We start from the raw sequence: 18,137 nt of genomic DNA, 5'->3' as shown, positions 1-18,137 counted from the left end.
CTGGCTCGTCGCCGAACCCAGCCCGATTGTTCCGCCCGACTTGACGAAGCCCGTGCCCGTCTCCGCCGTCAGCGCTGTCGCAGCGATCGCCGTCGCCGCGTTCAGGATGAACGAGCCGTTGGCGTCCAGCGTGTCGGAAGGCGCATTGCCCGTGATCGACGCCGTGTCCGACGTCAGCTTGATGTCGCCGACATCGCCCGTCATGCCATTGGTCTTCAAGGTCGTATAGCCGAGGCCCAGATAGGCTTCGATTGTCTCGGTCCCGTCGCTCGTCGCAGAGCCGATCGTCACCATCGAGGCGTCCGAGGTCGCTCCGATCGTCCCGCCCGTCGCGTTCAGCGTCGTCAGATCGACCGCGCCCGAGCCGTGGATCACCTGATTGCCGCCCGCCCCCGTCGTTCCCGTTGAGACGTCCGCCAGCGTCAGCGCCCCGCCGCTCGTCGCCGTCAGCGACGTGCCGGCCTGGATCGTCGTCCAGTCGAGCTTTACCGACGACGGCGCCGAAAGATCGCCGGCGCTCAGCGTCACGCCGCCATGCTCCGTGGTGACGCTCGTCCCGCTATTGTCGCCATCCGCCGTCACCGTCGCCGAACCATAGGCGGTCAGCGTGTCGGCGGCGATCGAGCTTGTGGATTGGGCTGTGATATCGCCTTGCGTCGCGTCGCTCGCCGTTCCGGCGTTCACGCTATCGAGCGTCAAAGCCGCGGCGCCTTCGATGTCGACGCTTCCTTCGACGGCCGACAGAAGGGTCGCCTCCAGCGCACTGTTCGATGAAAGGGCGTGAAGCGCGGGCGCGCTTGGCAGCGTCGTCACCGTGGTCAGATAAAGGCTGCCGCTCGTCGCCGTCGCGGACAGAAGCTGCGCATTGATCGACAGAGGCGCGTTAGCGGCGCCGATGGACCTCGCGGTCAGCGTGACTTCGGCGTGGCTGTCGGGCGCAACAAGATTGGTCTGGCCGTCGCCGTTGGCGACGATCGTTCCGGAAGACGCCGTGACAATGATCGCCGGCGTCACGACAGGCCCGCTGTCGCTGCTGACCAATTGACCGAGCGTGACGCCGCTCGTATCGGCCGTCACCGAGATCAGCCTCGCGGCCTCGACCGAGGCGCCCGCGTCCATGCCGACGCTCGTTCCTTCGAGCGTGACCGCGCCGCTGGACGACGTCACCGATCCCGCGCTCGACCCGGGGACGCCGCCGATATTGGTCGCGACCGTCTCGACTCGCAAAGCCCCGCCCGACGTCAATGAGACGCCTTTGGCGCCGGAGAAGGTCGAGACGTTCACTGCATCCGCGCTGGTCAGCCAAGCCGAGCCGTTCGCCGATCCCGACAGCAGGCCCGACACGTCGAATGAGAACGCGGTCGCGCTGGAGCCGATATCGGCGCCGGACCTCAACGAAAGCGCGGCGGCGGTCACTGACGGCGACCCATTGCTCGCAATACCACCGTTGGCGTTCAGAGAAACGGCGCCGCTCGCGTCGATCGCGTCGACCGTGATCGAGCGAGTGGACTGCGCGGTCACGGCGCCCGAGGTCGCCGCCGGATCCGTCCCGGCCATGAGGTCGTCGAGCGTCAGAGCCGCGGCGCCGGCGATGGCGATGTCGCCCTTGGCGGCGGACAGGTTCGTCGCCTCCAGGCCTGGCGTCTGGGAAAGGGTGAGGAACGCTGGGACCGTCGGCAGCGTCGTGACCGTATTGAAATAGAGCCCGCCCTGCGCTGTCGTCGCCGACAGCAGCGTCGTGTCGACGGATAGCGCGAGGTTCGATGCGCCGATGCCGGATTGGGCGCTCAAGTTTACGGCGGCGAACGCATTTGGCGCGACGAGATTGACCTGCTCGTCGCCATTGCCGGAGACCGCGCCCGAATTCGCGGTGACGACGATGGCGGGCATCGACGTCGTGGCGCTGATTCCGCTGATCAATTGGCCAAGTTCGATCCCGCCGCTATCCGCCGTCAGTTGAATCTCGCCCAAGGCGGCGATGGAGGCGCCGCTCGCCATGGTGATCGAGGCGCCCTCCGCGGCGACGCCGCCCGCGCTCGATGTCGTGGCGCCCGAAAAGGTCAAGGCGATCGACAACGCCGCGCCGCCATTGTTCACATCGGTCGTCGGCAGTTGAATGTTGAGGCCGCCGGCGGCCGAAAAGCTGTTGATGGTCACGGGTTGAACGTGGCTGTTGATCGCCTCGGTCGTCAGATAAGCTACGCCGCCGGAGCTTCCCGAGACGGTGAACGGATTGGCGCCGGCGTCCGCATTGGGGTCGCCGATGGCAAAGAACGTCGCCGTCGTGCTCGGAGCGGTCGGCGGAACGCCGATATCCCCGGCCGCCACAAGATTGATCGCACTCGCGGTGATGGCGAGACCAGGCAGCGTCTCGACGATATCGCCGCTCTGCCCCGAACCAGCGGTCGCGGTCAAGGAGGCCACGCCGGTGTCGGCATTGGCGAAAATCCGGCCGACGGCGACATCGCCAACCGACTGGAGATAGACGCTGCCCGCCGCTGAGGCGTCGTTGAGCAACGGCGTCTGGAAAGTGACGGGAGAGGAGGCCGAACCGATATTGCCTGTGCCCGCCGCCAATGTCAGCTCGCCGCCGGCCACGATCGAGAGCGCCGCGGCGCTGGCGGCTTCGACGATGCTGACGGGCGCCGCAAGATTGACATTGCCGGCCGCGCTGGGGGCGGAGATGGCGCCGAGCTGCAGCGTGTCCGATCCCGGCAGGCCGGTGGACCCGGTCGCCTGCAGCAAGATCTGGCCCGACGAAGAGACGGCGCTGACCGCGCCGGTCGCGCTGACATAGAGCGGCTGGATTTCGGCGAGGGTGAGCGAGATCACATGGCCGGTGCTATCCGTCGCCACAATCACCGAGCCGGGCGAGGTGGCGTTGGCGAGGGCGGCGATCTCGTTCTGGTCCGTCAGGGTCCCGACTTCAAGCGATGCGAGATCGGCGCCCTGAATTTTGACCGCCGTCGCCGTCTGTCCGACGCCGTCGGCGGCGCTGACGTAGATGTTCCGGCCGACAAGACTGGCCGGCGCATTGCCGACGATCGCCTGCGCCGGCGCCAAGGCGGATTGATCGACCGCCTGCGCCAGCTCGCCCGCCGTCCATACGGCGTTCTGCGTCAGGCTGGTGTAAAGAGCGCTGGTCGGGTTGACGGTATAGTTAACCGTGGCGACGCCGGCGGCGTTGGTGTTGTAAAGCGCGGCAAGCGATGTCTGCCAGCCCGCGCCAAACGCTTGCGTGAAAGTCGCGACGTCGCTGGTATATTGCGACGAACTCGTGAAATTCGCCGACGACGAAACGGAATTATACAGCGCCGCCGCATTGGCTTGCACGATCGCCTGCACATTGGCGCTGTTCAAGGTCGTCGCATTGGATGCCGTATAAGCCTGCACCTGCGCGGCGAGCGGGGCGTAAAGTCCTGCCGCATAGGCGAGTATTTGCGCGTTGGTGGCCGTCGCGACGCCATAATAGGAAGCGGCGGGCGCCGCATAGATCGTCAATCCGGCGGCGCTGAGCTGCGTCAGGGCGCCGTTGGTCACCGTGCCGTTGGCGGCCAGCGTGTTGTAGACGCCCGCCTCTGTCGTCCCCAGCGCCGAGGGGACCGCCCTCGCATTGGTGTAATGGGCGAGGCCGCTGGCGTTCAGAATATAGTTCCCGCCGACCACGCTCCCGTAGGATTGCAAGGTCGTATAGGTCGCCTGATTGGCGACTTGCGTATTATAGGCGGCGTAAGTCGAAATCGCGCCGAGCGTCGTTTGCCAATTGGCGCCGGTTGGATCCGCGCTTGTGGCGAAAGCCTTTTCGAAGGTCGAGACATAACCAGAATATTGCGTGCTGGCGTAAGTTTGGATTTGCTGGGCGGTCGCCACCGGCGCCGCGCTCGCGTAGAGCCCTGCCGCATAAGCCTGAATCTGGGCGTTCGTCGCGGTCGCAACCTTATCGGCCGCGGCCGCCGCCGTGGCATAGGCCTGCAATCCCGCGGCGCTGAGCGTGAAGGCGCCGCCCGCTCCCACCGTTCCGTTGGTGAGGAGACCTTCATAGATGCTGGCGTTGGTTGCGGCGGCGCCCGTAAAGAACGTCGTCTTGGCCGTGGCCTCTTGCGTGGCGGCGTAGCTTTGCACCTGCTGCGCGAGGCCGTTGTAAAGGCCGGCCGCATAGGTCTGGATCTGCGCATTCGTCGCGGTCGCGACCTTGTCCGCCGCCGCGGCGGCTGCGGCATAAGCCGTCAGCCCGGTCGCGCTAAGGCTGAAGCCGGTCGATGTGACCATTCCATTGGTCAGAAGATTGTTGAACGTGGCGAGCTGCGTCGTCCCGAGCGCGGCGCTTGCATAAGTCTGGACGCCGGAATTGCTGAGCGTGAAGGTCCCGTTGACGATCGCGCCGGAAGCCAACAGCGCATTATAGGGGGCGAGCAGCGTGGCGGTGGCCGCCGGTGCGTAATATTGCAGTCCGGCGGACGTCAGCGTCATGACGCCGCCTGTGATCGTCGCTTTGGCGAGCAGGGTCTGGTAGGCGGCGTAATCGGTGTCGACCGCGTTTTGGAACGGAACGAGCGTGTAGACGCCGGCCCCGCCATCGGCCTCGGTCAGGTGAAGGCGGCCCTCGACGGCGCTGAGCTGGTCGGCGCTCAGCGTCTGGCTCGACGTCAGGCCGTTGGCGTTGAGGATGAAGCCGTTCGGCACATTGATGGTGATGTCGCCCGACGTCGAATCGATGAGGCCGATGCGGAAATCGCCGGTGACGCCGGTCAGCGCAATATTGCCGGACGCCAAAGCGTTGACGACGCCGTCGAGCACTTGCCCGGTGGCGCTTGTCGTCGTGTTGGCGCTGAGCGCGAGCGGCGTCGCGCTGGCGCCGAAGCCGGATCCGATGCCGCCTGTCAGGCTCGACAGCGTGATATTGCGGCCGGTGATGTTGGCGGTCGTGGGCGCATTGCCGTATGTCGAGGCCGCGCCAGTGCTCACGGTCGTGATTGTTGTTTCAAAGATGCCCCCTCCGGCGCTGGTGACCTGGGTGGAGGTCGGCGGCGACAGGCTGGTGACGGCGATCGGATTGGTCGTCGACGGCGCCGCCGTCAGATTGCCGAGCGCCGTGATGGTCACGTCGCCATAGGTGGTCGTGCTCGCGCCGCCATAGGTCGTCGTGTTGGACACGGTTCCGAAATTGTTGGAGACATTTGTGTTCGTATAGCTCGACGTCGTGGTGCTGGCGGTGACATTTGCGATCGCTGCGGCGGAATTGAAGGCGAGGTTGACGCCGCCCGCCGCGCTGGCGCTGGCCTGCACGATGCCGGTCGGCGTTCCCGCCGCGTTCGTCGTCATCGTCGCGGTGAACGGCTGCGCGGCGCTGCCGATCGCGCCTGAGGCCGCGAGCTGCAGGTTCTGCGTCGTCAGCGTGGCGTTCGCCGTCTCGAGAATGTCGCCGTTCGAGACCTGAATGCTGGTCAGGCCGCTCGCATTGCTGATGTTGCCGGCGAGCGTGACGGTGTTGCCCGAGGTGACGTTGAGGAGCCCGGTCGCATTGCCGTAGAAGTTGATGCCGATCTGGTTGTCGGCCTTGACCGAATTGGTCAGCGTGAGACTGAGAGCGTAGAAATCCTGGAAAGTATACGTTCCGTCGTTGCCGTCGCCCCCTCCCGAGCCAGGGATATTCAAATAGCCATAGTAGCAAAGATTAGTACTATTGCAGCCAGCGTGCGAATACGTGTACGTTCCGTTTTCCCCAAAGGCCGCCGACATCGTCTCCTGGAAGATCGGCTCCTGGGAAATCGTCGCGGCCGTATAATTCTGGATCGGCGCCGCAGTGACGAATGTCTGCGTATAAAAAGGGTTGCTCGACTGAATTGTATTGCCATTGGCATCGGTAAAGTACCAGGTGTCCGTGCCATCGGAATTTTGGGTAGGACGCAGGTAGGCGGTCTGCGTCCACTCGTAACGAGCGTTGGCCACCGGCTGGTAGTTCAGGCCGGTCGATGACGTGGAGAAAGCGGTCGGCGTCGAATTCAGGTTCGCGTCGGCGCCATAGCCCGTCGTGTAAGTCGCGACGCCTTGGCCGGGCGTGAACACATAGGTCGTGGTGTCCACGTTCCCCAGGCCGTTGTTATCCTTCAGCGTGTCGATGATCTTGATGATGCTTTGGACCGGATGGCCGCCGACCGTCGCGCCGTTCTGCACATCGGCGAGCTGCAGCCCGGCCGAAGATTCGTTGCTGATGGTGACCTGGCCGAGACCGCCGTTGACGGTGATCGATCCATTGATCGCCGCGGCATTGCCGCCGGTCTGCACCGGCGTCGTATTGATGATCTGGCCGTCGAGGAGCACGTAGCCGCCGCCGGTCGAGGCGGTGATGTCGCCGATATCAATGACATTGTTCTTGGCATCGTAGGTGGCGGTGATGTGGTCGGTCGTCTGGGTCGGCAGCGCGTAGAACTGCACGCCTTTGGCGGCGTAGTTGGTCTGGTCGTTCGCCAGCGCGGCATTGAGGCTGGAGCCGTAGTCGAGGCTCAACGTATTGGTGTTGCCGGAGGTCATCGGCGCGTTGATGTCGATGATGTTGGCTTTGATCGCGATCGGGCCGCCGAACGTGCCGGTCCCACTGGTGACGGGAGGGGTTGCGTCGGCGTAGCTGTTCGACTGCAGCAGGAAACCGTTGGCGGCGTTCGATGTTGCAGATGAATCGCCCGCCCGCACCGCCTCGGTGGGTATGTATGGGTAATAGGTGCTGCTGAAGGGCGTGAACTGGTATCCGCTGCTGTCGCCGTAGGGGGGATCGTTGGCCGCGTTGTAATTGTTGAAGAACAGGTAGGCGGTGGATACCGCATCGCGGCCGGAGCCGACCTTGAGGTTGGTGATGGCGTTGTCGCCGAAAAGGCCGAACGAGGTTTCGCCATCCGTGTCGCGGGATGCGCTGCCGTATATTTGGATATTGAGGAGGCCTTCGCTTGGTAGAAAGGCGGAGGGCTGATTCAAGATCGCCGCGAGCGTGCCCCAGCTTCCATTGGGATCGAAACGCTGAGGATTGTTCGCGGTGATGAACATGTTCGCGATATAGTCGACGAACGTGCTGGCCGCCCCCTCGAGGAGGATGTTAGTCCCGTAGCTGCCGCCATTCGTTTCGGAATAGGCGCCGCCTGGGGCGCCCCCGAAGACCAGGCCCGGATAGTTCTCGTAGTTCTGCCACTCCGCGATCGGGCTGCCGAGATTGAATTCGTTGGAGGAGACCACGAGGCCGCCATTGGTCGCCGTCTCGCTGACCGAGGCCGCGGTGATGCCGCCGAGCTGCCCGAAAAATCCGTTGGCGCTGTAGAGGGTGGCCGCGCCGCCGAGAGTGGTGATCGATCCGTAGTTGATGAAGACGGGACCGAAGGCGCTGTTCTCCGATGTCCCGCTATAGTTCATCGCGAGGTTGAAGCCGCTCGTGGCGGTCGACGACGGCAGTTTCAACGCCCAGCCCGACGCTTGCGCGGCCGACTGGCCCGCGGCGCCGGTGAAGATGAATTCGCCGCTCGGCGTATCGGGGATGTTGGCGTTGCCGTAAAGAATGACCGCCGCGGCGCTGTTGTTGGTGACGGTGATGGTCGGATTGCCGTAGGCCGTCGCCGAACCCGCGCCCTTGATCGTATCGGCGTTGACCTGGACGACGCCGCCGGCCGCGTAGAGATTGCCGAGGATGATCGCCTGCTGCGTCGTGCCCGCCGTATTGACGCCCTGCTGCAGGATTCCACCTACAGTGGGATCGAAGGTTTGCCCGACAAAGTAATTGACGTTGAATTCGTCGGACGTCGGGGTGTAGGTGGTCTGGCCGGTGGCGATGTTCAGCGTATAGGAATTACCGCTGCCGAGCGGAGACGAATCGTCGAAGATCGTCACAGGGGCGCCGCTGACGAGGGTGACGGTCGGGATCGCCAACGCGCTGTTACAGCCTTCCGCGCAGTCGATGGTGATGACCTGGTCGTGATAATAGCCCGCCGTCACCGCGCCATCGAGGGTCACCACGCCGCTCGTCGAACTGGTCGGATCTTCGGAATAGGAGGTGACAGGAATCAAGCCCAACTCATAGCCATGCGCCGTGCCGCTCGCCGAAACGTTCGGCGCGCCATGATAGGCGCCAAGCACGACGCTGGCGCCGCTGTTGACGATCGTATCCTTGTCGATGCCCACCGACGCATTGCTGGCGATGTTGGCGTCGGCGTTGGCGACCGGAATAGCGATGAGCGCGCGAACATAGCTTTCCGCGTTGGAATTGACCGTCAGCGAGGTCTGGCCAAAGTTCGTGCTCACGGGATTGAGGCCGGCGGTGATGTCGACTTCCCCGACCGAGAAAATCGTCGTGTCGTAGACGTTCACCGCCTGATTGGCGGTGATCGACGCTGAGGAATTGGCGTCGGCGACGCCCGCCAGGCCGTATGTGGAGGCTGCGCTGGAAGTCGTCACCGAGCCATTGGCGTAGGTCGCCAGGATCACGCCGCCCTGGCTGTCGATCTGCGAGGCCGCCGCGGCGTCGCTGGCGTCGCCTATCGCCACGCTATTGGTGAGGTTGGCGCTGACGCTGTCGCTGACGCCGGAGCCCTCAAGCGCGCCGCCGGTGTTGAGGGTGACGGTGTCGTTGTTGTTGGAGACGTTGCTCAGCGCCAGAATGACGACGCCGCCGCTGCCGGCCGAAACATTGTCCTCGCCGGTGAACGTCACGGTGGAGGAGCCGGTGAGGTTGGTCGTGCTGTCGGCGCCAAAGCCGTTGACCGCGCCGCCGCCCGCCGCCTGCAGGGTATTGTGCGGGCTGCCGGCGAAGTCGTCGGAGAAATTGTTCGAAGCGGTCATCGCCACCGCATTGGCGGCGATGCTGTTGCTGGTGGGATCGAACGTGTCGCTGCTCATGATCGTCACGCCAGAGCCGAGCGTGATCGCGACCGTAGAATTGGCCTCGTTGTCCATGACCGAACCGCTGGCGCCGACCGCCGATGCGTTCAACGCGTCGAGTTCAGCCGCGTAATCGTCGGTATGGGTCGCGCTGATCGTGACGGCGCCCGCATCGATGACGGCGTTGGCGCCGATCAGCGCCGAAACGTCGGACGTGTCGGATGTATGCGCTTCGCCGCCCGAGCCCGCGAACACCCCGCCGGCGCCCGATTGCGAATTGGCGACATCGGTGTCCGTGCCCGTCGCGTTGAGGGTCAATGCGCCGCCGCGGGCGAGAAAAGCGGCGCCCAGCACGCCGTTCACGGTCGCCACGTCAAAGGGCGTCTCGACGTTTTCGCCGAGCAGCGCCTGAGTATTGGTGTCGGCGTTGGCATAGGCCAGCACCACGCCTACCGCGATATAGCCGACGGAGACGCCGGTCGATTGCGAATATTGATCGGAATAGTTGGTCGCTGTGATGCTGACGTCGCCCATCGGCAGCACAAGCCCAGTTGGGACGGAGCCGTCGGCCGGGATCGAGCCGACGCGCGCGACTACGCTCGCATCGTCTTCCGCTTTGACATAGGTCGCCTGCACGCCGATGAACGAGCCGCCGGCGCCGGCGATCGCCCAGCCGGCCGCCGTCGTGCCGCCGTCGCCGAACCCATCCGTCGAAGCGGGCAAGGCGCTCCCCGGGAACGAAGTCGCGGGCGCGCCGCTGACAAGCGCTTGCGCGGTGACTTCCAGCGTACCGCTATAGGTCGTCACGCCGGCCGGCCTCACCTGATAGGCGAGGCCGGAATAGACCGCCGTCGTCGCGCCGACGGTCGTTACCTGGAAGACCACGCCGTCGTCGACCGCCGCCGTCACGGTCGGATCGGCGGTGACCAGGGCGACGGAGGCGCCGGCCGCAGCTCCGCCGACCGCAACGCCAAATCCCATGCCCTTGGCGTCCGGCGTGTCCGTCGCCAACACTTGTGTATCGGCGGCGAGCACTGTGGCGCCTGTCACCAGCTCCGCCGTGACCGTGGCGTCGTCCGTCGCCGTGGCGACCGCCGCCGCGCCCGCCCCGATGCCGCCGGCGCCGGCGAGCGCGTAAGCCCAGGTCTCGCCGCCGTCGCTCGCCTGGTCCTGGATGGTCATCGCGGTGAGCTGGGCGTCGCCAAGCACGTCGGCGGTGACGGCGCTGTCGCGGCTGGCGAGCGCGACCGAGCCGCCGACCGCCGCCGCGCCGCCGGCAAAACCATAGGCGTCGGCGCGAACAGTCGAACTATCCCCGGCGGCGATCGAGATCAGCGTCGAGGCCGCCGCGGCCGATGTGGAATTGTCGTTCACGGTCGAGCCGAGTTCCGCTTTGACCGCGTTGTCGACGTCGGATTCGGCCACAGCCGCGCCGAGGCCGACATAGAGGCCGCCGGCGCCGGCGGCGGCGATCGTGCGCGCGGCATGGCCGCTGCCGTCGTCTTCCGCTTGCGCCTCGATCGTCAGCGTCGGCGTATAGATGACGCCGCCGTCGGCCTCCGCAGTGACCTGTTGATCGACCTGGGTGAAGCCGACGGCCGCGCCGACGCCGCCGCCGTCAAAGCCAATCGACAGCGCGCCGACGATGTTCTCGACGGCCATTTCGCCCGTCGCCTTGATCGTGACCGAAGCCGCGGTCACGCTGCCGTCGAGGATCTCAGCCGAAATCCCGTCGACGCCGCCGCCGACTTCAGTGGTCAGATTAGCGCCGGTCGCCTGATCCGAACTGCCCAGCGTGCCGCCCTGATTGAGGACGCTCAGCGCATCGCTCGACGCGCCCGAACCAACTTCAACGACGCCGACGGTCGCTGCGAGCGAAAAATCAGCGCTGATCGCCGCGGTGGCGGTGATCGGGTCGATGTCGCGCGTGCTGAGCGCGGTCACATTGACGGCGCCTGGCGTGGATATCGTGCTGCCCGCGATCAGCGCGGCGTCGTCGCTCATGAATATGACAAGATTGACGCTGGCGCCGAGCCCGGCCGTGCCGCCGATCGCCAGGCCGCCCGCGGTCGGATCGATGGCGACCGTCTCCTGCGACTTCACGTCGACATCGCCCGAACCAGTCACCGTCACGTCGCTGTTCTGTATGGTCGCTTTGGTCGTATTGGTCGCGATCAAGGCGGAAACCTGCGCCGCGCCCGCGCCCCCGCCGATCGAAACGCCGACGACATAGCTCGTCGCATCGGTCTGGGTTGTCGCGCTGACGAGCGCCTGTCCGGTCAAATTGAGCGTCGTCGCGCCAGTCGATACGCTGGAATCGCCGAGCGTCGCTTTGGTCGTCATGTCGGCGATTCCGACCAGCACGGTTGCGCCGACGCCCGCGTCGCCTCCCGCCGCTCCCGTGCCGACCGCGCCAAAATAACCATCCACGCCGGCGGCGGCGATCGAGGCCGAATTGGCGTAATCGATGCCGTGATCGAGCGTCGCTTCGGTGTCGGCGCTGAAAGTGTTGACGAGCGCCGAGCCCGCAATTCCGACCCCGCCCGAGCCAGCGGCGCCGACCGCTTCGCCCGACGCGCCTTCCCAGGAATTGGCGGCGACAGTGAGCGCGCCGGCCGCGGTCGTCGATGAACCCAGCGATGTGCTTGTCATCGAAGCTGTCGTCGACCCGCTCATCAGATTGATCGCCAGCGCGATCGTGCCGGCGCCGCCCGAATCGCCATAGGCGATGCCGAGATCGAGCAGATTGGCGAAGGACGCGCTGGACGCTGTGATATCGACGGGCGAGACGGCGCTGGTGGCCAGATGGGTGTCGAGGAACGCGCTGTCGGCGTAAGCCCTCGTCGAGCCATCCATCGTATTGGTGACGGAATTGGCCGAAACGGCGGCGCCGCCCGTGCTCGCGCTGGCGACGATGGCGACCGTATCGGCCGTCTGGTCGGCTGTCGCGACGACCGCCAGGCCCTTGAAGCTGACGCTCCCGTCGGCAAGGGTTGGATTGCTGGCAGGCGTGACGACCGAGGATGGATCCGGCGCGTTGCTCAGGACGCCATTATCGATGAGGACGGGTTTCCCGGATGTCTGCGCCTGCGCGTCGACCGTGCTGCTCTGGATATAGGCGCTTGTCGCGTCGGTGATTGTATTGACGACGATCGAAGCGCCGATGCCTGCGCCATCCCCCTTGGTGACGCTGAGAGCGCCGGAATAGGCGGCGATCGCATCGGAATTGCCCGCCAGCACAAGCGCGCTATTGTTCGCGCCAACGGTCGAGCTCTGCGTCAGAGCCCCGTCCGTGATCGCCGACGTGACGTCGGTCGCTTCCGTGCTGATGGCGAAGGAGCCCGAGCCGGAGACGCCATCCGTCGGCGCCGATGGCGCGCTCGGCGCCTTGGGCGCCGACGTCCCCAACGCCACTATCGGGCCCAACTCCCCTGCCGCGAGCCCCCCTTGACCTGCGAAGGACGACGGGCTCGACGGCTTCAGGCCGCTGACGAGCGAGGCCAGATTGGCCTCCGGCGTGTTGACGCTGGCGGTTCCCAGCGAAACGGCGGCGCCGATCGCGATCGTTTCGATGTCGGCGCTCGACGCGCCGGAAACGAGTACCGAGCCGGCTTGCAGCAGGCTCGCCGTTTGCGTCGGGCTTTGGAGGACGATCAGCGGACTGTCGTCGGCCCAGGATTCGTCCGCGGTCACCTTGGCGCCGGCGATATTGGCGGAAACGTAGTTCGAAATCTGATCGACAGCCGCCGAAATGCCGACGGCCGAACCGCCTGAGGTGTTGAGCGCGATAGCGCCGGCCGCGCCGCGGATGGTCGAGCCGTCCGTCGCGGTGACGGCAACCGCGGCGGCCCGCACGGTCGCGGCATAGGCGCCGGATGCATCCGTCGTGGTGATGCCATGGCCGATCTGCGCGACCACGCCATTGTCGATCGAATTATAGGCCACCGATCCGACGCCGGCGGCCGAGCCGCTCGCCACGCCCGCGCCGACCGCAATGCCGAGAATTTCGGTGTCGTCGCTGGCCGAGACCGCAACCACACCGCCTGTCGAAGTGAGCGTCACGTCGTCGATGACGGCGTCATGGCTGGCGTCGATATTGTTGACCACAAGGGAGGCGCCGACATTGCTCTTGCCGGTCTGGACGAAACCAGCCACGGCGAGGATCGACGCGCCGGTCGAACTGCTCGGGTCAAGCGCGGCGCCGGTAAAGTCGAGCCCGGAATCATCGACGGGAACGCCGCCGCCCGCCAGGCCGCCGTTAGCCGTAAGCGCCGCCGCGGAAATGAGGCTGTCGAGGCTGGCGCTGGATCCCCCCGACGCTTCGACCGTCACGTCGCCGGACACGGTAATTCCGCCCGTCACCGCGGCGTCGCCGCTGACTGCCGGAACGCCGGTGATGTCGGCGAAGGTAGTGGGGTTGATGCTGTTGACGACGACCGATGCGGCGACGCCCGTCGTCGTATTGTTGCCAAGCCCCGCCGTCGCCGCGCCGGAAAGGATGCGGCTTTGATCGAGGGCAAGGACCGATATCGACCCGTCATCGGTGACCGAGGAATTGGAAAGGCTCGCCGATACCGCGAGGGCGCCAGAGGGATCGCCGATCTCGGCATAGGTCAAAGCGACGCCGAGCGCGTTGCCATTTCCGCTTCCCGTGCTCACATAAAGAGAACCGCCGCCGATGCCGACATTGGTCTCCTGGTCGGCGTTGATTTGCACTGATCCGGTCGAGGCTGAAGTTGTGCCTTGAATCGCCGAACCGTCGATCGAAGCATTGACGCCGTCATTGAGCGATTCATAGGAAACCGATGCGGAAATATTGGTGGAATCATTGGCCGATCCCGAGGTGACGCTGATGCCGAGACCGATCGCCGTGGTTTCGCCGCCGGCAAGCGCCTGTACCGTGACCGCGTCGGCGGTGACGGTCGAACTGACGCCGTTCAACTCGCCGATCGAGGCGCTCGTCACATTCTGACTGATGCCGACGGCGACCGCGCCGGCGATGCCGACCGCATAGCTCGATCCCGGGGCAGCCTTGGCGATCGCCGCGGCGCCGCTCGCCGTATCGGTGATCGAATTGTTCAAGGCCTGAACGGAAACGCTGTTCCCCGTTCCGTTTGTCGCGGCCGGAGCGATGACGGCGCCCGCGATCGAGGCCGAAGTCTCGACATTCGTCAGATCGACCGATGTGCTGCCGGCCCCCGCAACGCTCGAAGTGCCGTTCACGAGGTTCTGGTTCGAACTCGTCAGATTCTGGTAAAATGTGTCGAGCTTTTGCTGAAGGCTGGTAAGCTTTTGCGCGGGCAGGTAATAGAACACTTTCGACAGGAAGCTGGCGTCGGAAGGTTCGGTGACCTGGACCGGGGGCGGATCGGCCGGATTCGGCGCATTGTTGTTGTACACGGCGGCGACGGAAATCGTCGTCAGTCGCCCGACGCTCAAGGCCGAGACGGCGAGCGCATTGCTGTCGATATATCCCGCGCTCGCGCTCGCGCGCTCGCCCGCATCGTCGGCGGAGGCGCCGCTGGCGGACAGACTTTGCGAATTGTCGCCGATGAACGCCAAAGTGTTCATCGAGACGTCCGCGATCGCGGCGGCGATGCCGACGCCGCCGCCCTGCTCTGAGCCAACCGCGCCTGCGATGGAGAAGGACGAAACATCCTGTTCGGCGTTGACTGCGACGCTCGGCGCGGTGATCTCGGCCAGATTGCTGATCGACGCCGACGTCGTATTGTCGAAGTTCACGATCGAAACGATGCCGTTCAAGCCGAGGCCCGATCCCGAGCCGGAAGTCGGCGCGACCCCATAGACGAGGTCTTGCGTGTTGGCCGCCACATCGAGGCCGCCATGCGCATTGACGACCGCGCCTGCGCCGATGCCGGCGATCGTATTCGACGAAAAAATGTCGACATTCGCCGAACCGCCGACCGCCGTGCCTTCGCTCGACGTGTTCTCGGTACCAAAAACCGTCAGCCACGAGAAATTGCCGCCGACGTCGATGCTCTGCGTGATTGTCGACGCCTCGACGACAACGCCTGCCGACCAGTCGATCAGCTGAGCGGTTGTCGAACCGGGCGGAATGATCGACGATGTCCAACTCGCGGGGGCCGCAGCCGTTCCCCCCTTGTTCTGGGTGAGGCTGGCGCCGCTGCCGACCCACGCGGTCGTGTCGTTCGTCACCTGGAAATAATCGATCGAGCCGCTGATTCCGACGGTCGACGATTGCGCCGTCGCATTGGCGTAGCTGGTCAGGATATCGCTGACGATGCCAAGATTGCCGTTGAGATGGCTGGTCACGTCGGAGAAGGTGTCGAAATCGGTCCAGGTGTTGGTGATCGGCACCAATGTCTGGGCGTCGACGCCGATATGGTTGGCGGTCAGATCGACGCCGGAACCGATGAAGGCGTTCGACGTATGGGTCAGAAGGTCGACATTGGCGGCCATCGACACCGCCGACGAGGTCTGCGGATTGGCCTGGGATCCATCCGTGCCGCCATTGATTGTCGAGCTCGCATCGGACCGCAGATCGGCGTCGGTCAGCAGGCTGACCACCGCCACGTCGCCCGCGACGGTGATGGCGGGCGCCGTGGTTCCACTGGTCTGCGCGATCGAAGCGGTGGAATTTTGCGAAGCCATGTTCAACGCGAGGACGATTCCGCCTTTGGGGATCGCATCGGACGAGGTCGCCGCGCCGACGGACTGTCCAAACGGCGTCGAGCCCAGACTTGCCTGGCCCGCCGCGCCCCCGGAGCCAAATAATGTGTTCAAATTCGTCACGACGCTGCCAACGGCGCTCTGCGCCGAACCGGCGGCGCTGGCGACGAGCGCACTATTGCCGACCGTCGTCGAAGCCTTGACGACATTGGACGTCGTATCGGAGCCCGAATAGACCGTCAGGCCGCCCGAGACGGCGCCCGACGCGATCGCGGCGCCCATCTCCGCGGTGGCTGTCGTTGTGGGATCGCTGACCGCCACCGCTATTCCCGCCTCGGCGGCGCCCCCGGCGTAAGCGGTGGATTCGGTGGAAAAGCTGTTGGTGTTCTGCGCCGCCACCAGAACGCTGGCGGCGTTGTTGATCTTGGCGCCGGTGTCGATCCCCGAGGTCGTCGTGACATCGCCGGTCGAATAGGCGACCGTCACCGCGACGGTCGTGCCGGTCAGGGAATAGGTTTTTGCATTGATGGAGAAGGCTGCCGAATTGGACGACGTCGCGCTCAAGGCGCCGCCGGCGTAGATCGTCGCGCCGCTCTTGATCTCAGTATTGATCGTCCCGTTCACCTGGCCGACGATGGCGGCGGCGGTCAATGACCCGCTGCTCGAATCCAGGAGTTCGTCGATGGTGGGATCGGACGCCGTCTCCGATCCCGCCGAAGACAAAGCGACCGCGCCGCTGCTATGGATGTTGGCGGTTCCCTCGACGGTGACGTTGGCATTGGCGGTGGAATGAAGATAGCCGCCGCTGACGCCCAGCAAGCTGCCGATCGAAGCGCTCAGCAACGCTCCCGAGAGCGCGTTGTAGACCGTGCTTGCCGTCGCGGTCGAAGTCGCCGAAATCGCTCCGCCGGTGATGGTCCCGGCGATATCGATATTGGTGGTGGCGGATGAGGAAAGAAGCGACTCGCTGTCGGACGCGGTCGCCGTCAGCGTCACCGCGCCGGCGTTCTTCGAATTGTCGGCATCGGCGTAAAGCGCCGCGCCGCTCGCAATCGTGATCGTCGGAGCCGAGAGAGTAATCGAGCCGGAATCGCCGGTCGAAAGGACACTCGCAGCGCTCAACAGGCCGGTTACGTGAGCGCCGGAATAGGCGCGCGTGTCGATGACGCCATCGATGGTGATCGAATCATTGGCGTCGAGTTCGACATTGGCGCCGTCGGTATAAAGGCTGCCCGCCGTGCTGACGTCGGCGTTGTCGCCGAGGCTGGTCTCGGTCGTCCCGCCGATAATGAGATTGTTGGGATCGAACAGCAGCGTTCCGGCGTGGCCATTGGCCGCGCCAAGATCGATCAGGATGCCGGCGGCGACCTCGTCGGTCTGGCCGCTGATCTCGATCAGGCCGCCATTGCCCGTTCCCAAAGCATTGGCCGCAAACGAAGCCCCAGCCGCAACCGTCGTCGTATCGGTCGATTTGAGCGAAATATGGCCGCCGTCAACCGCGCCGGCGCCGACCGCCGCCAGCTTGGCCGTCGCCGCAACGCTGATGTCCTCGCCCGTCACCTCGATCTGCGCCGGCGCGCCGCTCGCCGCCGAAGTCGCCGCCAGGGAGCCCGCGATCGTCGCATCATTGCCCGCCGCGACCGTGATCTGCGCGGCTGTGGACGCCGCCGCGCTCGCCGCGCCCGCCTTGGCCGCCCGCGCGCTGATCTTGGCCCCCGCGCCCACCGTCACATTATTGGCCGCCGCAATCGACACCGAGCCGCCATGGCGCGTCGAGCCCCCCGCGCTCAAACGCCCGTCGATCCCCGCATTGTTCGTCGCGACTATGCTGATCGCCCCGTTGCGCACGACAATCGCGCCGCCTTCCGTCATCCCCGTCGCATTCACCGTCGATTCAAACTGCGCCCGCTGCCGCGCAACCCGCTCCGCCTCCCCCAGCGAGCCCGCAACCAACACGTCATGCGCATTGATCCGCACCCCATGCTGCGCGATCACCTCCCCGCTGATGAGGACCGAACCATCCGACGAAATCGGCACATTGCCGTGGATCAACTGGCTCGCCAGCGCATTGTTGACCACCCCGTCAGGGCTGATCAGTTGATCGATCGTCTTCTGCGTCGGCGTCACCACCGACAACGAGCCGACATTGACCACCCCCGACGCGCCCACAATGAAGCCGTAGGAATCGGCGAAGATCACATTGCCGCCAATCACCCCGTTCTTATAGGAATTGAGCGCACCCTGAATGTCGACCGGACCGCTCGTCACCACATTGACGAGGTTCTTCGCCGAACCGGGGACGATCAGATTGACGGTGTTGCCCCGGCCTTCGCGGAACTGGGAGAACGAATTATAGGCGTTGCCCCCGCTCATCGTCGTCGTGCTGATCGTCGTCGTGCGGCCTGCAACGCCGATCGTCGTCGCCGTACGGCCGGTGGCCAGGATCAGGTTGCCGGGCGACTGGCCCAAATTGACGGCCTGGGCGTGCGCCGATGGCGCGCCGAACAGGCCGAAGGCGAGCGGGAAGAGCGCTGAACTTCCGAGCAAGGCGCGCTTGCGTATGCTCAATGCGGCGTGTCGCTTCAATCGGGCGAGCATTGTCGTTTTCCCTTTGACGCGCTGGCGAACTC

At 65.3% G+C, this 18,137-nt stretch carries 1 protein-coding gene; it reads right to left on the bottom strand.

Annotation, left to right across the window (positions count from 1 at the left end; translation table 11 throughout):
- Positions 1–18,105 (bottom strand): leukotoxin LktA family filamentous adhesin (locus tag GSQ90_RS24210; protein ID WP_158817527.1); only part of this gene is annotated, 18,105 nt, incomplete at its 3' end.
- Positions 18,106–18,137: the final 32 nt, after the last annotated feature.

This window comes from Methylocapsa sp. S129 (assembly GCF_009765995.1).
Taxonomy (GTDB): Bacteria; Pseudomonadota; Alphaproteobacteria; order Rhizobiales; family Beijerinckiaceae; genus Roseiarcus.
Note: the sequence above shows the minus strand (reverse complement) of the source record. Positions and strands in the feature narration are given on the sequence as shown.